The following is a 20,390-nucleotide window of genomic DNA, read 5'->3' on the forward strand; positions in this document are numbered from 1 at the left end:
GATGTCATTCGGTCCCATGCGAGGTGCGCGCCGCCAGTGTGAAGGATCGCTCCCTCGACAGCACGCCGTTGTAGAAAAGATTGAGCAGCACCGCTGCGCAGGTGCCCAGCACGATGCCGCTGTGCGTCAGCGGATGCGTCCAGGCCGGAAAGTGCTGGAAGAAGTTCGGCGACAGCGTGGGGATCAGCCCCAGGCCGATGGAGATCGCGATCACGTACAGCGCATGGCGGTTCTGTGAGTGATCGATCTCGCCGAGGATGCGTACGCCCGTGGCCGCCACCATGCCGAACATCACGATGCCCGCGCCGCCGAGCACGAACTGCGGCACCGAGGCCACGATGTGCGCGATCTTCGGGAAGAGCGCGAGCGCGATGAGCAGCACGCCGCCGCCGGCCGCCACGTAGCGCGAGCGCACGCCGGTGACTGTCACGAGTCCCACGTTCTGCGAGAACGAGGTGTACGGGAAGGTGTTGAACACGCCACCGATCACCGTGCCCAGGCCGTCGGCGCGCAGGCCTCGTGTGAGCGCGTCGGTTCCCACCTTGCGGCCGGTGATCTCGCCGAGCGCGAGGAACATGCCGGTGGATTCGACCAGCGTGATCAGCATCACGATGCACATCGAGGCGATGGCCGTGAGCTCGAAGCGCGGCATGCCGAAGTGGAAGGGCGTGGTCACCGCGACCCAGCTTGCCTCGGCCAGCCCGTCGAAGTGCATGCGACCGAGCGCCAGCGACAGGCCGACGCCGAAGACGATGCCCAGCAGCACCGCGATGTTGGCAACCAGGCCTTTGCCGAAGCGCGTGATCGCGATGATCACCAGCAGCACCGCCGCCGCGATCGCCAGGTTCACCGGCTCGCCGTAGGCGGGATTGGCCACCGCATGCGCCACGCCGTCGACCATGCGGGTCGCGGTGGGCTGCCCACCCGCGGCCCAGTTGATGGCCACGCCCATGAGCGACACGCCGATCAGCGTGATGACCGTGCCCGTCACCAGCGGAGGAAACACGCCCAGCACCCGCCCCATCAATGGCGCGACCAGCATGCCGAACACGCCCGCCACGATGGTGGCGCCGTAGATCGCGGGCAGGCCCAGCGAGGGATCGATGCCGATGGCGATCATCGGGCCGACCGCCGCGAAGGTCACGCCCATCATCACCGGCATGCGAATGCCGAAGCGCCAGAAGCCGATGGCCTGCACCAGCGTGGCGATGCCGGCTGCGAACAGGTCGGCGTTGATGAGGAAGGCGATGTCGGCCTTGGATAGGCCGAGCGCGCCGCCCACGATGAGCGGCACCGCCACCGTGCCCGCGTACATCACGAGCACGTGTTGAAGGCTCAGTGCGCCGCAGCCGCCGAGGGGAAGCTTCTGGTCGACCCCTTCGCCGTCTCCTGCGGGGGTCTTTTTATCGTTCGAAAGCATGTGGACCTTTCTTTCCTGCCGATGAACCGGCGCGGCAGTCTAGGAGCGATGCATTCGCACGCGCAAAGTCAATAAATGACCCGCCCTGTGCACAAAAAGTGGACGGACTCGGGCGGCGCGATCAGGGCGCCAGCAGCTCGTCGAGGCTGGCCACCACGTGGTTCGCGAACAGCTCGGCTGCGGGGCTCGGAGGCTGCGCGGCGCGGGTCTCGAGTGTGAGCGTCTGGGCGCGCAGCGCGGCGTCGCGCAACGGAACGAAGACCAGCGAGCCTTCCTGCCGCTCCTCGTCGACGTCGAGCCGGTTGAGCAGCGTGATGCCGCCGCCTTGGCGCACGAGCCGGCGCATGAGCGCGGTGGAAGTGGTTTCGACGACCGGCGAGGCGCTGACCCCAGAGAGCCCGAAGGCCGCATCGAGGATCGGCCGGATCGACAGCGAAGGTGCCGGCAGGATCAGCGGATAGCCGACGCACTCGGCCAGCATCGTCGTCGCATGGGCAGTCAGCGGGTGGCCGGGTGGCACCACCGCGCCGATCGGCCACTCGCTGGCGAACAGCGTGCGAAAGCCGGCGGTGCCGGGCACGTCGTAGGCCAGCGCCAGGTCGGCATCGCCCTCGCTCACGCTGCGCAGCACCGCCGCGATCGGCAGGCCCAGCAGCTTGAGCTGGATGCCGGGGTGCGCCTCGCGAAAGCGCTGCACCACGGCCGGAAGGAAGGAGTCGGCCAGGCCCGCCGTGGTGGCGAGCGTGACCTCGCCCTGGCGCAGCCCGCGCACGGCCTCGATGCGCTGGCGCACGAGGTCGAACTCGTGCAGCGTGCCGCGCGCGTGGGCCAGCACGATCTCGCCCACGGGCGTGAGCTTCAGCGTGTTGTGTATGCGCTCGAAAAGCGGGGCGCCCAGCTCTTCCTCGAGGTTGAGGATCTGCCGGTTGACCGCCGTGGGCACCACATGCAGCTGCTCGGCCGCCTTGCGGATCGATCCCGCGCGAACCACCTCGACGAAATAGCGAATGACCTTGGCGTGCATGTTTCCCCCGCGCCGCTGGGGCGCGGGGCGAATCATGCATGCGGGTTCAGAGGTCGGGCAAGCCCATGGCCGGGTCGCTCACCGTGTGCTTGCCGGTTTCGACGCGGCCTGCGAAGCGGCGGTAGTAGGCCGGGTCGGCGTCGCAGGTGACGGCGAAGTCGTACCACTGGCCGCTGGCTGCGAGATCCCAGGGCTGGTCTGCGTTGGCGCCGCCGTTCACGGTCGCGATCCAGGGGCCGTCGTTGCGGTAGGCCTTGGCGGTGATCGTGAACCTGCACGCGGCCTTGCCGTCGTTGCGCATGTTCAGGTAGACGTTGCCGTTGGTGATGTCGTAGCACACGCGCACCTCGGGTTGCGCCGCACCGCCCGCGCGCAGGGTGTTGAGGTTGCCCTTGAAATGGCGGTGGAAGCCGTTGGGGCCGAGCACCCACAGGTCGTAGGCACCGGCGTCGTCGGCCATCGCGGCCCAACTGTCGTCGAGTGCCTTGCCGGCCTCGAGCATGTAGCGGCGCGGCAGGCGGTCGAGATGCAGCCTGTCGTAGACGTGGAACACGGCGGCGGCCTTGCCGGTGTTGAGGAAGAGCAGCTTGAGCTTTCCTCCGACCGCATCGGCGAGGGCGCTGGTGTGCAGCTCGTAGGGCAGCGCGCGCGAGGGCCGCGTGCCGGTGGGCTGGCGCGGCAACTGCGGATCGGGCGGCAGCGGCACCTGCGTCAGCGCTTCCTGGTCGAGGCGCAGCTTGTCGGCCTCGGTCCGGTTTCGGCGGCCGGTGAGCGTGGGCAGGGTCTCGCTGTTGGGCGTGGCGAAGTTGAAGGCGCTCGTGAGGTCGCCGCACACCGCGCGGCGGTAGGGCGAGATGTTCGGTTCCTTCACGCCGAAACGGGCTTCGAGAAAGCGCAGCACCGAGGTGTGGTCGAACACCTGCGAGTTGACCCAGCCACCGCGGCTCCATGGCGAGATCACGTACAGCGGCACGCGCGGGCCGGGGCCGAACACGCGGCCGTCGGGCTTGGGCTGCGAGGTGCTGCCTTCGGGCGCCGGCTGCGTGAAGTACTCGTGCGCCATGTCGGCATCGGCGAGCGTCGTCTTGCCGGCCTTCGATTTGTCGGGGTTGACCGAAGGCGCGGAAGGCGAGGGCACGTGGTCGAAGTAGCCGTCGTTCTCGTCGAAGTTGACGAGCAGCACGGTCTTGCTCCAGACCTCGGGCACGGCCGTGAGCGCGTCCAGGATTTCCTGCAGGAACCAGGCGCCCTGCACCGGGCTGGAGGGGCCGGGGTGCTCGCAATAGACGGAGGGCGCGTTGATCCAGCTCACCTGCGGCAGGCGGCCGGCCTTGATGTCGCGCCTGAAGGCGTCGAGGTACTCCTCGGGCTTGCTGCCCGGCAGGGTGTTGGCGATGCCCTTGTAGAGCGGGTTGCCCGGGTTGTCGCTGGCGGCGTCGTAGGCGTGATAGGGCACTGCCTGGCCGCTGTCGGAATAGGGCACGTTGGGCTCGCCGCCGCTGGAGACCGGGAAGGGCGAGGCCCGGTTGGCGCGCCTGAACTGGCGGAAGGCCCCGAGCATGTTGTCGCCCCATTCGTCGGGCATGTTCTGGTAGCAGATCCAGCTCACGCCGGCGTCTTCCAGCCGCTCGGCGTAGGTCTTCCACGTGTAGCCGGTGTTCACGGCCGACGCGCGCCCATCGAGCCAGTCCCATTCGTTGGTGACGAAGGCCACGCCCTGCGCGGTGGGGCCGTTGGTGCCGGTGATGTGGAAGGAGCGGTTGGCATCGGTGCCGGTGTGCATCGCGCAGTGGTAGCTGTCGCACAGCGTGAAGGCGTTGGCCAGCGAGAACTGGAACGGCACCTCGGCTTCCTTGAAGTAGCCCATGGCCGCGCTCGTCTTGTGGCGCGCCCATTGAGAGATGCGGCCGTTGTCCCAGGCGTCCTGGCTGTCGCCCCAGGAGTGCGGCGTGCCGCTCACGCGCTGCGCGTTGCCCTTGGTCTGGTCGAGGTGGTAGGGCAGCACGATCTTGCCGTCGGCATCGCCCTGCTGCCACACGTTGCGCCCGCCCGGCAGCGGAACGGTGAAGCGGTCGCCGAAGCCGCGCACGCCCGGCAGCATGCCGAAGTAGTGGTCGAAGGAGCGGTTCTCCTGCATGAGGATCACGACGTGCTCGACGTCCTGGATCGTGCCGGTCTTGTTGTTGGCCGGAATGGCGAGCGCGCGGCGGATGCTCGGCGGAAACGCACTGAGTGCGAGGGCTGCGGCGCCGGTGGTGGCGGTGCCCGTGAGGAACTTGCGGCGTGAATTCATGGGGGAGGCTTCTTGTCGTGTTTTTTCGGGCACTCAGGGTGCGCAGCGTTTCTCGGGCTTGACGCCGGTGTCCGGCGGGGGCGTCGTGGTGGGCGGGGTGACCGTGCCGGGCAGGCCGGCGAAACCGCCGCCACCACCGCTTCCGCCGCAGGCGGAAAGTACGCAGGCAACGAAGAACAGCGCGCAGGCGTGACGCGTGCGCGAGGTGACGAGTCGCATGGGGAGATCCTCTCTCGGTGTTGTGCCGCAGAGGCTAGAAAGGCTCAATGACGTCGGGATGAATTCCGCGATGTCAGGGATGTAAGCGCGCGTTGCACGCGCTCGTGCACCGGCTCAGGACTCGTTGCTGATCCCGCTGGACACATGCCCCGCAGGCACATGCCGCGAGGCCGCATCCACATGCCCCGTCTGGTCGTCGAAGAAGAAGTCGGGCTCGAACTCGCGCAGGAACTCGCCCTTGGGCAGGCCGCCGAGGAACATGGCCTCGTCGACGCGGATGTTCCACTTCATGAGGGTGCGGATGGCGCGCTCGTGCGCCGGCGCGCTGCGTGCGGTCACCAGCGCGGTGCGGATGCGCATCTGCGCGTTGCCGGCCATCTGCAGGCGGTGCAGCGCCATCAGCAGCGGCTTGAACGGGCCTTCGGGCAGGGGCAGGTCGGCCTTGCTGAGTTCGTGCGCCTGGAAGGCATCGAGGCCATCTTTCTGGTACACGCGCTCGGCCTCGTCGGAGAACAGCACCGCGTCGCCGTCGAAGGCGATGCGCACTTCGTTCGGCCATGCGTCGCTGGCCTTCACCGATTCGACCAGCACGCGCGCCGCCGGAAAGCCGGCGTTGAGCGCCTCGCGCACGTCCTGTGCGTTGACCGAGAGGAACAGGTGCGCGCGCAGCGGGCGCAGGTAGCCGAAGGGCGGGCGGCCCTGGGTGAACACGCCGCGCTGCAGCCGGATGTCGGCCGCCGCGCTCGACTTGAAGATGCGCATGCCCGAGACCGGGTCGTTGCGCGAAAGGATCACCACCTCCACGCGCTGCACGCCATCGTCGTTGAAGCGCAGCAGCTTGCGGATCAGCGAATAGGCGATGCCTGGAGCGGCCGGCACGTCGATGCGGTCGAGCTGCAGCTTCATGTAGCCCTCGTTGTCGCCGGCCTCGAAGACCTTGTTTTCTTCTTCGAGGTTGAACAGGGCGCGCGAGGAGATCGCGACCACGAGCTTGTCTTCGAGGGTTACGGGCATGTTGCGTGCGTCCTGCGCTGCGGGCCGGCCGTCGTCACTTGACGAATTGATTCAGCTGGATGATAGGCAGCATCACCGCCAGCACGATCAGCATCACCACCCCGCCCATCGCCACGATCAGCAGCGGCTCGAGGATGGTGGCGAGGTGCATCGCGCGGCGCTGCACTTCGGCGCCGAGCTGGTTGGCGGCGCGCTGCAGCATCAGCGGCAGCGTGCCGGTCTGCTCGCCCAGGCGCGCGAACATCGACACAAGGCCCGGAAAGCGTTTCTTCTGCGCCAGCGCCGAGGCCAGCGGCGCGCCTTCGCGCACCAGCACCAGCGCGTCGAGCGCATCGGCACGCATCGCGCGGTTGCCCAGCGTCTCGGAAGCAGCCTGCAGCGCGCGCAGGATCGGAACGCCGGCCGTGGCCAGCATGGCGAGCGTGCTCGCGAAGCGCGCCGCGTTGTAGCCGCGCGCGAGCTTGCCCACCAAAGGCAGCTTGAGCCAGGCCGCGTCGAACTTCAGACGCAGCGCTTCCTGCGCGAGTGCGAGCTTCGTGCCGATGGCGGCGAGGACCACGGCGGCCAGCATCCACCAGCCGTAGTTGCGCACGCCGGCGCTCAGCGAGAGCATCACCGTGGTGAGGAAGGGCAGCGAGCGCTTGGTGCCCGCGAACACCTGCGCCACCTGCGGCACCACGTAGCTCACGAGGAAGATCACGATCACGATCGCCACCAGCGTGACGATGGCCGGGTAGAGCGCCGCACCGATCAGCTTCTGCTGCAGCGCCTGGCGTTCTTCCAGGTCGTCGGCGAGGCGGTCGAGCACGAGGCCCAGGTTGCCGCTCTGCTCGCCAGCGCCGATCACGGCCGTGTAGATGGGCGAGAACTCGCGCGGATGCGCCGACAGCGCGCGCGCGAACGGCGAGCCCGCATTGACTTCGGCGCGCAGCGACGCGACGAGGTTGCGCTGCTGGTCGGACTCGGCCTCGTCGGTCAGCGCCGTGAGCGCGCGCTCCAGCGGCAGCCCCGAAGAGACGAGGCCCGCGAGCTGCCGCGTCCACACGGCGAGCCCGGTCGAATTGAAAACGCGCTTGCCGCCGCCGAGCCATCGCCCGAGGCCGCTGCGCTGGCCGGAGCTTCCGGCATGTTCGCTGCCCACCGGCTTGACCGACAGCGGAATGAGCGCCTGCGCCCGCAGCAGGCTGCGCGCGCTGCGGGCGGTGTCGGCCTCCAGCACGCCTTCGCGCGACTGGCCGCTGGCGTCGATGGCTTCGAATGCGTAGGCGGGCATCTCTTTTTTTCTTGCTCGCTACTCGCGGGTGACGCGCAGCAGTTCGGCGCGCGAGGTGATACCGGCTTGCACCAGCCGCTCACCGTCCTCGCGCATCGAGCGCAGGCCGCCGCGTTCGCCGGCTTCGAAGAGCTGGCTCTCGGCCGCCTTGCTGTGGATGAGCGCCTGCACTTCGTCGTCCGCCACCAGCAGTTCGAAGATGCCGGTGCGGCCCTGGTAGCCGGTCTGGCCACACACGTCGCAGCCCGCGCCAGCGCACACCGTGCAGACCTTGCGCACCAGGCGCTGCGCGAGCACGCCCAACAGCGACGAGCTCAGCAGGAAGGGCTCCACGCCCATGTCGGTCAGGCGCGTGACGGCGCTGACGGAGTCGTTCGTGTGCAGCGTGGCCAGCACGAGGTGACCGGTCAGCGAGGCCTGGATGGCGATCTGCGCGGTCTCGAAGTCGCGGATTTCGCCGATCATGATCACGTCCGGGTCCTGCCGCAGGATGGCGCGCAGGGCCTTGGCGAAGGTGAGCTCGATCTTGGCGTTGATCTGCGTCTGGCCCACGCCCGGCAGCTCGTATTCGATGGGGTCTTCCACCGTCATGATGTTGCTGCGGGTGGCGTCGAGCCGGGCCAGCGCGGCGTACAGCGTGGTGGTCTTGCCCGAGCCGGTCGGGCCGGTCACGAGGATGATGCCGTGCGGCTGCGCGATGAGCTTCTCGAAGCGCTCCAGCGTGTCGCCCTGCATGCCCACCGATTCGAGCGTGAGCTTCGATTCGCTCTTGTCCAGCAGGCGGAGCACCGCGCGCTCGCCGTGCGCGCTCGGCAGCGTCGACACCCGCACGTCGACCGCGCGCGTGCCGATGCGCAGCGAGATGCGCCCGTCCTGCGGCAGCCGCTTCTCGGAGATGTCGAGGTCGGCCATGATCTTCAGGCGCGAGATCAGCGCCGCGTGCAGCGCGCGGTTGGGCTGCACCACTTCGCGCAGCGTGCCGTCGATGCGAAAGCGCACGGACGAGGTGCGCTCGTAGGGCTCGATGTGGATGTCGCTGGCGCCGTCGCGCGCGGCCTGCGTGAGCAGCGCGTTCAGCATGCGGATGATGGGCGCGTCGCCCGCGCTTTCCAGCAGGTCCTCGACCGCCGGCAGCTCCTGCATCATGCGCGAGAGGTCGGCGTCGCTCTGGACCTCGCTCACCACCGCGGCGGCACTCGACTCGCCCTGCGCGTAGGCCGCGCTGATGCGCTGCGCCAGCGGGCCGTCGGCCAGCACCTCGAAGGCCTGCACGCCGTATTTGCGCGAGACCTCGCCGACCGCGCTGCGCGCCGGGTGGTTCGACATCCACAGCGTGTAGCGGCCGTCGTCGGTCTCCTCCAGCAGCAACTGCTGGCTGCGTGCGAAGGCGTAGGGCAGGGGATAGCGATTGGACATCGGGGGCAGTATCAGGGCAGTTCCCGCGCGCTCACCGGGTCGGCGGTGGGGGGCAGGGCGCCGCGCAGTGGGCTGGGCGCCAGCTTGCGGCTGTCCGCGGCGGGTTGCGGCGGGGGAATCAGCTGGGTGCCTTCGAGGCGCGAGCCGCCGCGCGCGGAGGTCGACGGCGACGGGGCCGACGACGTCGGTGCCGCATTGCGCGACGGAGGCACCAGCTCGGGCAGGATGTTCGAGCCGTCCACGCCGCGCAGCATCACGTTGGAGGTGTCGGGCTGCGTGCGCTGCTGCATGCCGCGGATCTCGTCGTAGCGGTCGTACGAGAAGGCCTCGGTGGCAGTCGCGTCGCGCATCACCGCCGGGCGCAGGAACATCATGAGATTGATCTTTTCGCGCGAGCGGGCCTGGCTCTTGAAGAGGTTGCCGAGCACCGGAATGTCGCCTGCGAGCGGCACCTTCTCGACCGTGTTGTTGTAGGTGTCGGACAGCAGGCCGCCGAGCATGACGAGGCCGCCGTCTTCCACCAGCACGCTCGATTCGATCGAGCGCTTGTTGGTGGTGGGGCCGTTCTGGTTGTTGACCGTGTTCGCGTCGACCGTGGAGGTCTCCTGGAAGATCGTCAGCTTCACCGTGCCGTTCTCGTTGATGGTCGGGCGCACGCGCAGCGTGAGGCCGACGTCCTTGCGCTCGACGGTGGTGAACGGGTTGACGCCGACCGAGCCCGAGGTGCTGGCGTACTGGCCGGTCACGAAGGGCACGTTCTGGCCGATCACGATCTTGGCCTCTTCATTGTCCAGCGTCAGCAGGTTGGGCTTGGACAGCACGTTGGCGTCCTTGTCGCTGTCGAAGAAGCTGGCGATCGCGCCCAGGATGTACTGGCCGCCCACCTTGCCGGCGATGCCGAGGTTCATGCCGGGCGTGATCGCGCCAGCCAGGCCGGCGGCGTTGCGCGTGGCCAGCGCCTGGGTGAGCGTCAGCAGGTTCGCGCCGGCCACCGAGGAGTTGGTGCCGATCACAGCGTTGCCGCCCAGCGCGCTCTGCCATTGCACGCCGAACTTCGCGGCGGCCGTGTCGCTCACCTCGACGATCAGCGCCTCGATCATGACCTGCGCGCGGCGGCCGTCGAGCTTGTCGATCACCGCGCGCATCTGGCGGTATTGCGGCTCGGGCGCCGTGATGATCAGCGAGTTGGTCGACGGGTCGGCCTGGATCTGGCCACCGGTGGAAGGCTGGTTGGCGTTGTTGAGCGGCGCGCTGGCGGCGGCCGAGGTGCCGTTCTGGCTGCTGTTGTTCAGGTTCACCTGCATGGCCTGCGGCGCGCTCTGCTGGGGCGCGGCGCCGGCCGTGGCGCCAGGCGTGCCCGGCGTGGCGTTCAGCTGGTTGGCGGCCATCGCGGCGCGCAGCGTGGCCGCGAGGCGCACCGCGTCGGCGTTCTTCAGGTAGACAACGTAGATGTTGCCGGCCGCGCCGTTGCTGCTCTCGGCGGCGGGGCGGTCGAGCTTGTCGACCAGCGTGCGGATGAGCGCCACGCGCGCCGGGTTGGCCGCGCGGATGATCAGCGAGTTGCTGCGCGGATCGGCCATGAGGGTGGTGCGAAACGACGCATCGGCCGCGCCAGGGGCGGCAGCAGCGCCGGGCGCGCCCGAGCCGCCGCCGTCCACCAGCCGCTGCACCAGCGGCACCATGTCGGTGGCGACCGAGTGCTTGAGCTGGATGATCTCGATGTCGGAGGCGTTCGGCACGTCGAGCGACGCGATGATGCGCGCCAGCCGGCGCATGTTGTCGGCGTAGTCGGTGATCACGAGCGAGTTGTTGCCCGGGTTCACGTTGATGGTGTTGTTCGGCGGGATCAGCGGGCGCAGCACCGGCAGCAGGTTGTTCGGCGACTCGTAGTTGAGCCTGAAGATCTGCGTGACGATCTGGTTGCTGCCGTTCGACGCCGTGGCGCTGATGGAGGTGTTGACGGTGCTGCTCTGCAGCTTGGCGTCGGCCTCGGGCACCACCTTGTAGAGCCCGTCGGCTTCCACCACCGCGAAGCCCTGCAGGCGCAGCGCCGAGGCGAACTGGTTGAAGGCCGCCGCCGGCTGGATCGCGCGGTCGGTGACGAGGTTCATCGTGCCCTTCACGCGCGGGTCGACCACCACGTCGCGGCCCGTGACCACCGCCATGGTGCGGGCCACGGCCTCGATGTCGGCGTTGGAGAAGTTCAGCGTGATCGGCTCGCCGCGGCGCGGCGCGTCGCCGGTCTGCGCGAACGCGGCGGGCGCGGCCTGCAGGAACGTGGCGGCGATCAGCACGCGCACGGCGAGTGCGACGGTGCCGGTCGAAAACAGTGGCTTCATCATGAGGATCAACCCAGGGTGATGATCGAACGCGCGTTGTCGCGTCGTCCGATGATGTTCAACAAATTGGAAAGTGCGTCTTCGCGGCCGGGCGCGGCACTGGCTTCGCCGTTGAAGCGGAAGGAAGTGCCGGTCCAGCTGCCGCTGCCGTTCAGCTCGAGGCTGCCCTCGCGCGTGCTCAGCAGCAGCGTGGGGCGGCTGCCGCCTTCGAGCGTGAGCCGGTAGCTGCCCATCGGCCGAAGGGTCGACAGGCTGGAGGAAACATCGGTGGCGTCCAGCGTCGCCTGGCCGGCGATGCGCAGGGCGGGGCCGTCCCATTGCATCGAGAAGGCCTTGGTGTTCAGGTCGAGCGCGCCTTCGAGCTTGAGCGTGTTCCACGGCGCGCCCAGCCCCATGAGCAGGGTTGCGGGCCAGCGCGAGCGGCTGTCCTGCCAGGCCAGCTGCATGCCGCCGGCGCGCGGGCTGGCCTTGAGTTCGAGCGGCTGCGCGGCGCAGCAGGGCAGGTCGAGGCTGGCGGCGATGCCGTTCCAGCTCGGGCGCATGCGCCAGTGCAGCAGGCCGGGCAGCGACACCGCCTGCATGCCGCCCGCGCCGCTGGCCAGAACCACGGCGGCCGTGCCGTTCCAGATGGTGCCTCGCGGATTGGTCAGCACGAGGCGGCCCTGGCTCCAGCTCGACAGCGCCGCCGACAGCCAGCGCGCCGGCGCGAACAGCACCACCGCCAGCAGCACGCCGGTGGCGGCGCCGAGCAGGGCCCAGCGCCAGCCGCGGCGCGGTCGGGGTTCGGGGATGGGAGGGCGGCTCAGCATGCGGGTCTGCTGTTCCTCATCGCGCGGCGGGCAGCGCCATGACGACGGTGCCGTCCCAGCGGACCTGCGGCGTCTTCGGCGCGTCCTTGGCTGCGGGCGACGATGGCTGCGGCGTCGAGGTCGGCGCGCGGGTCAGGTGGACTTCGCGCGGCACCGCGTGCGCATTGCCGCGCGCCTGGCCGAGCCATTGGGCGACGGTGGAGGCGGGAGCTGCGCGCAGCGAGACGGTGGCCGCGCCGTCGCCGCCGGATGCCATGAGCTGCGCGTTGCTGGCGCCCAGGCCTTCGCGCACGGAGGTCTCGAGCGCGCGCAGCGCGTCGTCGCGGTTCAGCCGGGGCTGCGACTGCAGCGCCTTGGCGCGGGCCTGCAGCGTGGCCATCTGCTGCAGTTGCGCATCGAGCTGCGCGTGTTCGGCAGGCGCCGCCGACAGGGTGCGCAGCGCGGGGGCGAGCGCGATCCACCAGAGCAGCGCCAGCGCCACGAGGGCCGCTGCGGCGTAGACCATGCGGCGCTCGCGCGCTTCCAGGGTGGCCCAGCGGGCCTTGAGCTGTTCGCTGAAATTCATCGGTTGGCCTCGGCCTGTACCAGCAGGAGGTCGCCCTCGGTGCGCACGTTGTAGCCACGCGGCGCCATCGCGCCGGTGATCTGGGAGACCTCGGAGGGCTGCAGGCCCAGGCCGCGCAGGCGCAGCTGGCCGGCGCTGTAGTCGACGGCGCTCGGCACCTTGCCGGGCGGGAGGACGGCGGCAAGCGCGCCGACCATGGGTTCGAAGTCGCTGTTCGCCACGTCGCCCACGGCCTGCTGCAGCGAGGCGACCTCGCGTTGCATCTGCACCGGCGCGTCGACCACGATCTTCACCGAGGGGAAGGTCTCGGTCAGCATCGCCTTGGCGGCCTGGCGTTTCGATTCGAGCGCGCTGCGTTCCTTCCAGGCCCAGGCGTTGAGGCCGATGAGCTGGGTCAGCAGCAATGCGACCACGCCCCAGCGCGCGGCGCGCCACTCGGGCGCATAGCGCAGCGTCTGAACCACCGAGGCGAACTTCTTGCCGGCGCGCGCGCGGCCGGTGACCGCGAGGTCGAACTGCGCGAGCTCCCAGGGCGTGCGCGCGGCCTGCAGCCAGCGCTGCGGCGATTGCACGATGGGCACGCGGCGCTGCAGCAGGTACTCGGCCGCCTCGGCCACGGCGGGTTCGGTGGAGATGACGGCGGTGTCCAGCGGCAGGCCGTCCGACAGAGCCTGCCCCGCGCCGGCCAGCGGCAGCGAGACCACGCCGTCGGCGTCGCACACCGTGAGCCGCGACGTTTCGGGTTCGCCGGTGACCAACAGCAGCGGCGGGCCGTCGGCGGGCTGCGGCGTGAATTCGGGAACGATGCGCACCACGCGCCTGCCGGCCGCTTCGAGCCCGTGCACGACGCTGCGCAGCCAGATGCGGTTGCAGGCCGCGACCCACACGGGCGCGCCGGCCTTGGCATCGGGCTCGAGCGCGAAGTGCAGGGCCTCGGGCTCGTCGAGCAGGTGTTCTTCGAGCAGGCCGTCGAGCACGGCGCGCAGCTTCGAGGCGCTGCCCATGCTGCCCTTGGGCAGCGTGACACGGTGCCAGGAGAGCGCGGCGGAAGGAATGCCGAGCATGACCTCCGCGCTCGAGGGCAGCAGCGCCAGCAACGCCCGGCCCTGGTTGCGCAATGCAATGCCGTCGTCGCCTGCCTGGGCCCAGTCGTACTCGCCCGCGGCATCGGCCGGAGGGAGGGGGGCAATGAGCAGCAGGGGAGTCATGTGGATCTTGGAAAAGCCGGTGATTGTAGGTGCGCGTCTGACACGATGGCGCTCTGTTTTTCATAGCGTATCACGCTGATGTGACGCGCTCTGGAAGGCTTTTTGGCTACAAATAATGCATCGAAATCAGGGTTTGACCGGAGTGATCGTTGCGCCGGCGCCGCGCGTGCGCCAGATCGTCGTCACCGTGACACCGCTTCGCTGTAGCAACGAGCGTTCCTCCACGTAGGTGCGATCGAGCCGCAGCTTGCCGTAGACCTCGAAGAACTGGGTGCCCACGCCGTGCTGCGCCGCATTGAAGGGAGCGGTGCCGCTGGGAAGGGCGGCGTTGGCGGCGGCAATGTCCTTGAAGAAGGCGCGCGAGCGGCGATCCACCAGTTGGCGCGCGCTGGCGATGTTGAGCGACTCCATGCTGGCGCTGATGGCCTCGGCGCTGGCGGTGTTGAGGTTGAGCGTGGTCTTCACCGGCAGGATCGTCACGTACGGCTCGAGCGCCGCGGCCGTCGAGGCCGACAGGCCCAGCCATACGAGCTGCGAGACCTGCTGCGGCATCAGCGGCGCGGCGCCGGAATCGCCGCCGCCGCTGCCACTGCCGTCGGTCGAAGTGCCCGTGGCCAGCGCGGCCGCGAGGCCCGTGGTCATCAGGCTGAGTTCCGATACGGGCAGGCCCAGCAGGTTGAACAGCCGGGTGAAGGTGGCGACGGCCGCGGGCACCGGCTTGCCGTTGTCGACCAGCGAGAGCACGTTGAGCTTGGACTGCGCATCGACGATGCGGCCCGAGAGAAATGCGTCGGGCAGTCCTTCGAGGTTGTCGCTCGCCACGTTCTTCTCGGCCGAGAGGAAGCTCGTGAGCCGCGCTTCCTCCAGGGGCACCGCCCATGGCTCGCCCAGGTGGTCGGGGCCGCCGGCGCGGCCGTCTTCTCCAAGGATGAGGCGCGACCAGTCGAGCGCGCCGATCAGCACCCAGGCCGCCTGCACGCGCGCGCGCTCGGCGCCTTCGACTTCGGCCGAGCGCCATTGCTGCCACAGTGCCGCGGCAGCGAAGGTGGCGACGAGCATCACGGTCAGCATCGCGGCGAGCAGGGCAGCGCCGCGCTGGCGCGGCCTTGCGCCGGTTTTTTTCTTTCCGTGCAGCGACGTCATGACGATTTCGGCGCTCCGACGGTCGGCTTGACCCAGTCGCGCGTCAGCGTGCCCGAGAGGCCTTCACCCGGCGGCAGCGTGATGACGAGGCGCACGCCGTCCGGCATGGCGACGATCGGGCCCGAGGGGTTGTTGGGGTTGGGCTGGGTGACGGGCAGCTGGCTGGCCGGTACCCAGCTGTTGTCGCGGAAGAAGAAGATCTGCCAGCTGTTGGCCGGCACCAGCGGAACGTCGCTGTAGCCGCCGTTCGAGCCGGCGCCGCCATCCTGCGCCCAGGCGGACGCGAGGTTCCAGGCCTGCTGCCATTCGCCGCGCGTGGTGAAGGGCAGCGACTGCCAGCGCCGCCAGCGCACGCCGTCGGGGCCGGATTTCAGCGTCCAGGCCACTACCTGCACCGATGGCGCGGTGTTGTCGCTGCCGCGGCGCGTGAGCCGCAGCACGCGGCCGTCCCAGTCGATGGGGCGCGTCTGCGCGAGCGTGGTCACGGCGTCGAGGTCGGCGCCCCATTGCGCCAGCGTGGCCTGCAGCGTGAGCACGGCGTCGGCGCGCTGCTGGTTCTGCGTGGTGGCGCGCGACATGCTGTCGAGCCCGCGCCAGCTCACGAGCGAGAGAAGCGCCATCACCGCGATGGCGACGAGCAGCTCGATCAGCGTGAAGCCGCGCGCGGTGCGGACGCCAGCGTGTTGCCGCATCGCTCAGTACCTCCCCACCACGGTGGAGATGCGCAGGATGGGCGCGTCGGCCTCGTCGCGCACCTGCACGTCGACGCGTCGGAAGTTCGGGTTCAGCGTCGGGATGGTCGAGGTGGTCACGTTGAACGAGACGCCGGCCTGCAGGCAGATCGAGCCCGAGTCGCCCACCGCCGGCATCTGCCTCGAGAGGCGCGCCTTGGCGAGTTCGTTCTCGGCGCACAGGTCGGCCAGCACCAGGTCGGACTGGCGCTGCGCATTGCGCGTGAGCGACATGGTGGCCTGCGAGCCCGCCGCCAGCGCCAGCGCGACGATGCCGAGCGCGATCAGCACCTCGATCAGCGTGAAGCCGCCGATGCGCGAAGGCGAACGCGAGGCGGGAGGGCGTCGCGCCTTCATTGAACCGCCGAGACGGTGAAGGGGCGCACTCCGTCGGTCGCGATGCGCAAGGCGCGCGCGGGCGGGCCGGCGGAATAGAGCATGACCTGCTGCGCCGCGATGATCGGGTCGGGCCCGAGCTGCAGCGCGGGAATCAGCGTGCCGTTGGCGAGCGAGACCTGGGCGGTGATGCCTTGGGCGGCCCAGCCGTCGGGCAGCGAGCCGGGCAGGAGACCGTCGAACCTGAAGCTGCCCTCCACCGGCCGCCAGCGCACCACGATGCCGCTGGCGCGCGACTGGGCGCGGGCCGATTCGAGCAGGGCCGCGAGGCGGTCAGCTTCGCGGTCGAGGTTGGCGGCGTTGGTGTCGCGGATGGCGAAGCTCACGGCGGCGGTGGCGATCGCGATGATGGCGATCACCACGATCAGCTCGAGCAGCGTGAAGCCGCCGGATCGGTTGAAGTGGGGGCGTGGATGCGGGTTGCTGGGCGGGGCGCCCTTGCCGCCGCTGCTACTGCCAACTGCCGATGTCGGCATTCTTGCCCTCGCCGCCGCTCTGGCCGTCGGCGCCGAACGAGAGCACGTCGATCTCGCCCTTGATGCCCGGGTTCAGGTACTGGTACGGATGGCCCCAGGGATCGTTGGGCAGCTTCTCGACGTAGGGCTTCCAGTTGGGAGCGGCCGGGCCGGTGGTCGGTCGCGTGAGCAACGCCTGCAGGCCCTGCTCGGCGGTCGGGTAGCGCTGGTTGTCCAGGCGGTAGAGCTTGAGCGCCTGCATCAGGTTGTTGATGTCGGTCCGGGCGGCCGTCACGCGGGCGTCGTCGGCGCGCTCGATCACGTTCGGGACGATGAGTGCCGCCAGCACGCCGATGATGACCAGCACGACCATCAGTTCGATCAGCGTGAAGCCGCGTTGGGCGGTACGGGTAGCGGCACGGAGGAATTTGTTCATAGCTTGGGCAGACATGATTCGGAAGGCGCGCTGCATGATAATCCGCGGCCATGACAAGTCCTTACTCCGCTGCCCGCTGGCATGCCCCACTTGCAACGACGGGGCTTTGGGCGCTGGCGGCCGGCGCCGCGGCGTTCTGGGCGCTCCGGCTGGCGTCGCCGACCGATGCCGTCGCGGCCGCCGCGAGCATGCCGCGGCCTTCGGTGGCGGCGGATTCGGATTCGGTGGCGCGCCTGCTGGGCGTGTTGCCCGAGTCCCGCACGGCGCCCGTGGCTCCGGAGGCGGCCAGCCGCTTTGCGCTTTCGGGCGTGGTGGCCGATCCTTCCAAGCAGGGGGCCGCGCTGATTTCCATTGATGGAAAGCCGCCGCGGCCGTTCCGAGTCGGTTCGACGGTCGGCGAGAGCTATGTGCTGCAGGCGGTGGGACTGCGCTCGGCGACGATCGGCATGCACGCCGACGGGCCGGCGGCGTTCACGCTGCAACTGCCGGTGCGTGCGCCGATCAGCGTTTCCAGCCCCGCGCTGGCTGCGGCGCCGGTCGTGGCTGTGCCGCCTGCGACGATGCCGGCAGTGGCGGCTCCGCCGCAAATGCCCCAGCAGCAGATGCAGCCCCCTCCGCCCCAGCCCGGCGGTTCGTTGCTGCAGCAGCCGGCCGCGATGGCTGCGCCGCCGCAGCAGCAACAGGCGGCCGCGCAGTAGCCCCTCAGAATTTCGGATCGATGAAGCGAAGCCGGCCTTGCGCCGGCTTCTGCTTTTTCAGGCCTGCAGGAAGAGCCGGTAGGCCGGGTTGGCCGTTTCCTCTACGTAGGGATAGCCCAGCGTCTTGAGGAAGGCGTCGAACTCAGCGGATTCGCCGGCCGGCACCTGCAGTCCGACGAGGATGCGGCCGTAGTCCGCGCCCTGGTTGCGGTAGTGGAAGAGGCTGATGTTCCAGCTCGGCTGCATCAGGCTCAGGAACTTGAGCAGCGCGCCAGGGCGCTCGGGGAACACGAAGCGCAGCAGGCGCTCGTCGTGCGCGAGGCCGGTGCGTCCGCCCACCAGGTGCCGCAGATGCTCCTTGGCGAGCTCGTCGTGCGTGAGGTCTAGAGCGTCGAAGCCGTGCGCAGCGAAGGTTTGCGCGATGAAGGCCGATTCGCCGCGCGCCGACGTCGTGAGGCCGACGAACACATGCGCCTTGGCCGCATCGCTTATGCGGTAGTTGAACTCGGTCACGTTGCGCAGTGCGCCGCCGCCGGTGCCCGGAGCTTCCGAATCGCTGGCGGGCATCTCGCCGATCAGTTCGCAGAAGCGGCGGAAGCTGCCGCGCTCTTCGGGCATGGTGACGGCGAACAGCGCCTCGCGTTCTTCGCCGACCTCGGCGCGTTCGGCAACGAAGCGCAGCCGGTCGAAGTTCATGTTCGCGCCGCACAGGATCGCTGCATAGGTTTCGCCATGGCGGCCGTGCTGCGCGACGTACTCCTTGATGGCCGCGACGGCCAGAGCGCCTGCGGGCTCGACGATGCTGCGCGTGTCCACGAAGATGTCCTTGATGGCGGCGCACACGGCGTCTGTGTCGACGGCGATGTATTCGTCGACCAACTCGCTGGCGATGCGGAAGGTTTCCTCGCCGACGAGCTTGACGGCCGTGCCGTCCGAGAACAGGCCGACGTCGGGAAGGTTGACGCGCTGGTGGGCGGCGACCGATTGCATCATCGCGTCGGAGTCGTTCATCTGCACACCGATCACCTTGACCTCGGGGCGCACGGCCTTGATGTAGTTGGCCACGCCGGAGATGAGGCCGCCTCCGCCGATCGCGACGAACACCGCATCGAGCGGGCCCTGATGCTGCCGCAGGATTTCCATGGCGATGGTGCCCTGGCCGGCGATGACGTCGGGGTCGTCGAAGGGATGCACGAAGGTCAGGTTTTGCTTTGTCTGCAATTCGAGCGCGTGCAGATAAGCATCCGAATAGCTGTCGCCGTGCAGCACGATTTCTCCGCCGAAACCACGCACCGCATCGATTTTGAGTTTGGGCGTGGTGACCGGCATCACGATCACTGCGCGAGTGCCGAGCTTGCGCGCACCCAATGCGACACCTTGCGCGTGATTGCCGGCCGATGCGCAAATCACACCGCTTGCCAATTGCGCTGCACTCAAGTGCGCCATCTTGTTATAGGCGCCGCGCAGCTTGAAGCTGAATACAGGTTGCTGGTCTTCGCGTTTGAGCAGCACGGTATTGCCGAGCCGCTCGCTGAGTGCGCGTGCCTTCTCGAGCGCTGACTCGACAGCAACGTCGTAGACACGGGCGTTGAGAATTTTTCTGAGATAGTCGGCGGGCGTCAGCGCCTGATTAGCGGGTGCATTGCGCACGATTTTTTCCATGGGAGTTTTCATTTGCTAACCGTCGATGATAAGAGGCATCGGGATTGCATGCGAGTTATGGCATGGACACAAATGTCATAAACCTCTTCAACAAGGCTCCAGCTGCAAATGATTCGGGATTTTTTGGACGCACCTATCCCGCGATTCATACGACCGCCAATCAAATTACAAATGAGCAAAATCTGTTATCAATTTCTGTCAGCGACCTTTCGAAGGGGCTGATGCAAGCGGAAGCCGCGCGCGTTCAGCGAAAGGAAATTGGGCGTGCCACGTGGCAGGTGATGGGCAACAGATTGCGTGCGCACATCGTTCCGTTGCTGGGCGATGTGCCAGCGCAGTCGTTTGCAACCGCGGATGCGCAGCGCTTGATCGATCACCTCGGAGAGCAGGGCTTCACAAGCACGACCATTGCCCAGTACCTGGTGTTGTTGCGCAAGGTGGTGACGCATGGCGTGCACATCGGTGTGCTTCGGGACGCGCCTGCTTTTCCGAAGGTCAAGGTGCGCAGCCAGCCGCGAGGTAGCTTCAGCGTTGCCGAGTACCGCACGATCATCAGGACCGCGCGCAGCCTGCGCGGGCATTCGCACCCGGTGCTGGATCAGCTTGCGGCCGGCGAGCGTTTCTGGATCGCGCGTGAATTGCTCGCGATGCCGGACGAACTGCCATGGCTGGTCCGCTGGATGGTGAACACCTTCGTGCGTCCCAGCGATATCAAGTTCATGAAGCACAAGCACATCGAGGTCGTGCGCGGCAAGCATGTCTATCTGCGGATGAACCTGCCGGAGACCAAACGGCATAGCCAGCCGATCGTGAGCCTGTGCCCTGCTGTGCGGGTTTATGAGTGCCTGCTGGCTTATCGCGGGGAGCGCGGGTATGGCGGAGCGGAAGACTATGTCTTCATGCCGCAGCTGAAGAATCGCGAGCACGCCTTGGCTGTGCTCAATTTCTTCTTTCACTGGGTGCTTGAAAAAGCGGGACTCGAGAAGGGACCGCTGGGTCAGTCGAGAACCCTGTACTGCCTGCGCCACACCGCAATCACGCTGCGGCTTCTTTATGGGCAGGGGATCGACATGCTGACCTTGGCGCGCAACGCGCGCACGAGCGTCAACATGGTCGAGCGTTTCTACGCGTCGGTGTTGAGCGGAGAAATGAATGTGGGCTTGCTGCAGAGCCGGCGAAGCCGGGCGAGCTGATGGGGCGAGGGGGAAACGACAAAAAGCCGCCCGGCGTGAGCCGGGCGACTTGAGGCTTCGTTGCCGCTTCGAACTGGCGGGAGCCAGCATCGGAGT

General features: G+C 68.5%; 19 protein-coding genes. 2 read left to right on the plus strand and 17 right to left on the minus strand.

The genetic code is table 11. The features are described from left to right. Nucleotides 1-4: 4 nt before the first annotated feature. The 16 genes from SFB74_RS06195 to gspG all read right to left on the minus strand — a co-directional run bounded on the left by SFB74_RS06195 (nt 5) and on the right by gspG (nt 16,741). Nucleotides 5-1,420 carry a nucleobase:cation symporter-2 family protein gene (locus tag SFB74_RS06195; protein WP_432729892.1) on the minus strand — a complete coding sequence of 472 codons (1,416 nt, stop codon included), beginning with the start codon at nt 1,418-1,420 and terminating at the stop codon, nt 5-7. 121 nt (nt 1,421-1,541) lie between these two features. Continuing rightward, complete coding sequence (locus SFB74_RS06200) at nt 1,542-2,444, minus strand: LysR substrate-binding domain-containing protein (protein ID WP_432729893.1); 903 nt, start codon at nt 2,442-2,444, stop codon at nt 1,542-1,544. A 46-nt stretch (nt 2,445-2,490) separates the two neighbouring features. Continuing rightward, nucleotides 2,491-4,737, minus strand: coding sequence for a phosphocholine-specific phospholipase C (locus SFB74_RS06205; protein ID WP_432729894.1), 2,247 nt, complete (start codon nt 4,735-4,737; stop codon nt 2,491-2,493). Nucleotides 4,738-4,770: 33 nt separating this feature from the next. Further along, a complete protein-coding gene (locus tag SFB74_RS06210) occupies nt 4,771-4,956 on the minus strand; it encodes a hypothetical protein (protein ID WP_432729895.1) in 186 nt (61 codons plus the stop codon). Between the two features lie 114 nt (nt 4,957-5,070). Further along, complete coding sequence (locus SFB74_RS06215; protein WP_093196656.1) at nt 5,071-5,970, minus strand: 5'-nucleotidase; 900 nt, start codon at nt 5,968-5,970, stop codon at nt 5,071-5,073. Between the two features lie 34 nt (nt 5,971-6,004). Continuing rightward, complete coding sequence (gspF, locus tag SFB74_RS06220) at nt 6,005-7,243, minus strand: type II secretion system inner membrane protein GspF (RefSeq protein WP_432729896.1); 1,239 nt, start codon at nt 7,241-7,243, stop codon at nt 6,005-6,007. A gap of 18 nt (nt 7,244-7,261) precedes the next feature. After that, complete coding sequence (locus SFB74_RS06225) at nt 7,262-8,659, minus strand: GspE/PulE family protein (RefSeq protein ID WP_432729897.1); 1,398 nt, start codon at nt 8,657-8,659, stop codon at nt 7,262-7,264. A gap of 11 nt (nt 8,660-8,670) precedes the next feature. Further along, nucleotides 8,671-11,001 carry a type II secretion system secretin GspD gene (gene gspD, locus SFB74_RS06230; protein WP_432729898.1) on the minus strand — a complete coding sequence of 777 codons (2,331 nt, stop codon included), beginning with the start codon at nt 10,999-11,001 and terminating at the stop codon, nt 8,671-8,673. A 5-nt stretch (nt 11,002-11,006) separates the two neighbouring features. Further along, entirely contained in the window at nt 11,007-11,807 is an 801-nt protein-coding gene (gspN, locus tag SFB74_RS06235) for a type II secretion system protein N (RefSeq protein WP_432729899.1), read from the minus strand. A 16-nt stretch (nt 11,808-11,823) separates the two neighbouring features. Beyond that, entirely contained in the window at nt 11,824-12,372 is a 549-nt protein-coding gene (gene gspM, locus SFB74_RS06240) for a type II secretion system protein GspM (RefSeq protein WP_432729900.1), read from the minus strand. Further along, nucleotides 12,369-13,580: a type II secretion system protein GspL gene (gene gspL / locus SFB74_RS06245; RefSeq protein WP_432729901.1), complete on the minus strand. Its 1,212-nt coding sequence runs from the start codon at nt 13,578-13,580 to the stop codon at nt 12,369-12,371. Before gspL ends, gspM begins: the two co-directional genes overlap by 4 nt. A gap of 126 nt (nt 13,581-13,706) precedes the next feature. Beyond that, nucleotides 13,707-14,723, minus strand: a complete 1,017-nt coding sequence (gene gspK / locus SFB74_RS06250) for a type II secretion system minor pseudopilin GspK (RefSeq protein WP_432729902.1) — start codon at nt 14,721-14,723, stop codon at nt 13,707-13,709. Further along, nucleotides 14,720-15,415, minus strand: a complete 696-nt coding sequence (locus SFB74_RS06255; protein WP_432729903.1) for a PulJ/GspJ family protein — start codon at nt 15,413-15,415, stop codon at nt 14,720-14,722. The genes gspK and SFB74_RS06255 overlap by 4 nt, the downstream gene beginning before the upstream one ends. A gap of 3 nt (nt 15,416-15,418) precedes the next feature. Further along, a complete protein-coding gene (gspI, locus tag SFB74_RS06260; RefSeq protein ID WP_432729905.1) occupies nt 15,419-15,811 on the minus strand; it encodes a type II secretion system minor pseudopilin GspI in 393 nt (130 codons plus the stop codon). After that, a complete protein-coding gene (locus SFB74_RS06265; protein ID WP_432729906.1) occupies nt 15,808-16,326 on the minus strand; it encodes a prepilin-type N-terminal cleavage/methylation domain-containing protein in 519 nt (172 codons plus the stop codon). Before SFB74_RS06265 ends, gspI begins: the two co-directional genes overlap by 4 nt. Beyond that, nucleotides 16,301-16,741: a type II secretion system major pseudopilin GspG gene (gene gspG / locus SFB74_RS06270; protein WP_184634988.1), complete on the minus strand. Its 441-nt coding sequence runs from the start codon at nt 16,739-16,741 to the stop codon at nt 16,301-16,303. Before gspG ends, SFB74_RS06265 begins: the two co-directional genes overlap by 26 nt. A gap of 50 nt (nt 16,742-16,791) precedes the next feature. On the opposite strand from gspG, the gene SFB74_RS06275 reads away from it, so the two are divergent. Continuing rightward, a complete protein-coding gene (locus SFB74_RS06275) occupies nt 16,792-17,439 on the plus strand; it encodes a type II secretion system protein N (RefSeq protein ID WP_432729907.1) in 648 nt (215 codons plus the stop codon). A gap of 57 nt (nt 17,440-17,496) precedes the next feature. Here the strand turns inward: SFB74_RS06275 and ilvA are convergent, their stop codons facing one another. Then, nucleotides 17,497-19,113 (minus strand): threonine ammonia-lyase, biosynthetic, encoded by a 1,617-nt coding sequence (gene ilvA, locus SFB74_RS06280; RefSeq protein ID WP_432729908.1) that lies wholly within the window; start codon nt 19,111-19,113, stop codon nt 17,497-17,499. A gap of 50 nt (nt 19,114-19,163) precedes the next feature. Here ilvA and SFB74_RS06285 point away from each other — a divergent pair, with 50 nt between their 5' ends. Beyond that, complete coding sequence (locus SFB74_RS06285) at nt 19,164-20,294, plus strand: hypothetical protein (protein WP_432729909.1); 1,131 nt, start codon at nt 19,164-19,166, stop codon at nt 20,292-20,294. Nucleotides 20,295-20,390 lie beyond the last annotated feature (96 nt).

Origin of the sequence: Variovorax xiamenensis, from assembly GCF_050916385.1 — a bacterium.
Classification (GTDB): Bacteria; Pseudomonadota; Gammaproteobacteria; order Burkholderiales; family Burkholderiaceae_C; genus Variovorax.

Excerpts from the sequence above, each read along its gene's own strand:
- SFB74_RS06195 (WP_432729892.1), bottom strand. The coding sequence starts at position 1,420 with ATGCTTTCGAACGATAAAAAGACCCCCGCAGGAGACGGCGAAGGGGTC.
- SFB74_RS06200 (WP_432729893.1), bottom strand. The coding sequence starts at position 2,444 with ATGCACGCCAAGGTCATTCGCTATTTCGTCGAGGTGGTTCGCGCGGGA.
- SFB74_RS06205 (WP_432729894.1), bottom strand. The coding sequence starts at position 4,737 with ATGAATTCACGCCGCAAGTTCCTCACGGGCACCGCCACCACCGGCGCC.
- SFB74_RS06210 (WP_432729895.1), bottom strand. The coding sequence starts at position 4,956 with ATGCGACTCGTCACCTCGCGCACGCGTCACGCCTGCGCGCTGTTCTTC.
- SFB74_RS06215 (WP_093196656.1), bottom strand. The coding sequence starts at position 5,970 with ATGCCCGTAACCCTCGAAGACAAGCTCGTGGTCGCGATCTCCTCGCGC.
- gspF (WP_432729896.1), bottom strand. The coding sequence starts at position 7,243 with ATGCCCGCCTACGCATTCGAAGCCATCGACGCCAGCGGCCAGTCGCGC.
- SFB74_RS06225 (WP_432729897.1), bottom strand. The coding sequence starts at position 8,659 with ATGTCCAATCGCTATCCCCTGCCCTACGCCTTCGCACGCAGCCAGCAG.
- gspD (WP_432729898.1), bottom strand. The coding sequence starts at position 11,001 with ATGATGAAGCCACTGTTTTCGACCGGCACCGTCGCACTCGCCGTGCGC.
- gspN (WP_432729899.1), bottom strand. The coding sequence starts at position 11,807 with ATGCTGAGCCGCCCTCCCATCCCCGAACCCCGACCGCGCCGCGGCTGG.
- gspM (WP_432729900.1), bottom strand. The coding sequence starts at position 12,372 with ATGAATTTCAGCGAACAGCTCAAGGCCCGCTGGGCCACCCTGGAAGCG.
- gspL (WP_432729901.1), bottom strand. The coding sequence starts at position 13,580 with ATGACTCCCCTGCTGCTCATTGCCCCCCTCCCTCCGGCCGATGCCGCG.
- gspK (WP_432729902.1), bottom strand. The coding sequence starts at position 14,723 with ATGACGTCGCTGCACGGAAAGAAAAAAACCGGCGCAAGGCCGCGCCAG.
- SFB74_RS06255 (WP_432729903.1), bottom strand. The coding sequence starts at position 15,415 with ATGCGGCAACACGCTGGCGTCCGCACCGCGCGCGGCTTCACGCTGATC.
- gspI (WP_432729905.1), bottom strand. The coding sequence starts at position 15,811 with ATGAAGGCGCGACGCCCTCCCGCCTCGCGTTCGCCTTCGCGCATCGGC.
- SFB74_RS06265 (WP_432729906.1), bottom strand. The coding sequence starts at position 16,326 with ATGCCGACATCGGCAGTTGGCAGTAGCAGCGGCGGCAAGGGCGCCCCG.
- gspG (WP_184634988.1), bottom strand. The coding sequence starts at position 16,741 with ATGAACAAATTCCTCCGTGCCGCTACCCGTACCGCCCAACGCGGCTTC.
- SFB74_RS06275 (WP_432729907.1), top strand. The coding sequence starts at position 16,792 with ATGACAAGTCCTTACTCCGCTGCCCGCTGGCATGCCCCACTTGCAACG.
- ilvA (WP_432729908.1), bottom strand. The coding sequence starts at position 19,113 with ATGAAAACTCCCATGGAAAAAATCGTGCGCAATGCACCCGCTAATCAG.
- SFB74_RS06285 (WP_432729909.1), top strand. The coding sequence starts at position 19,164 with ATGGACACAAATGTCATAAACCTCTTCAACAAGGCTCCAGCTGCAAAT.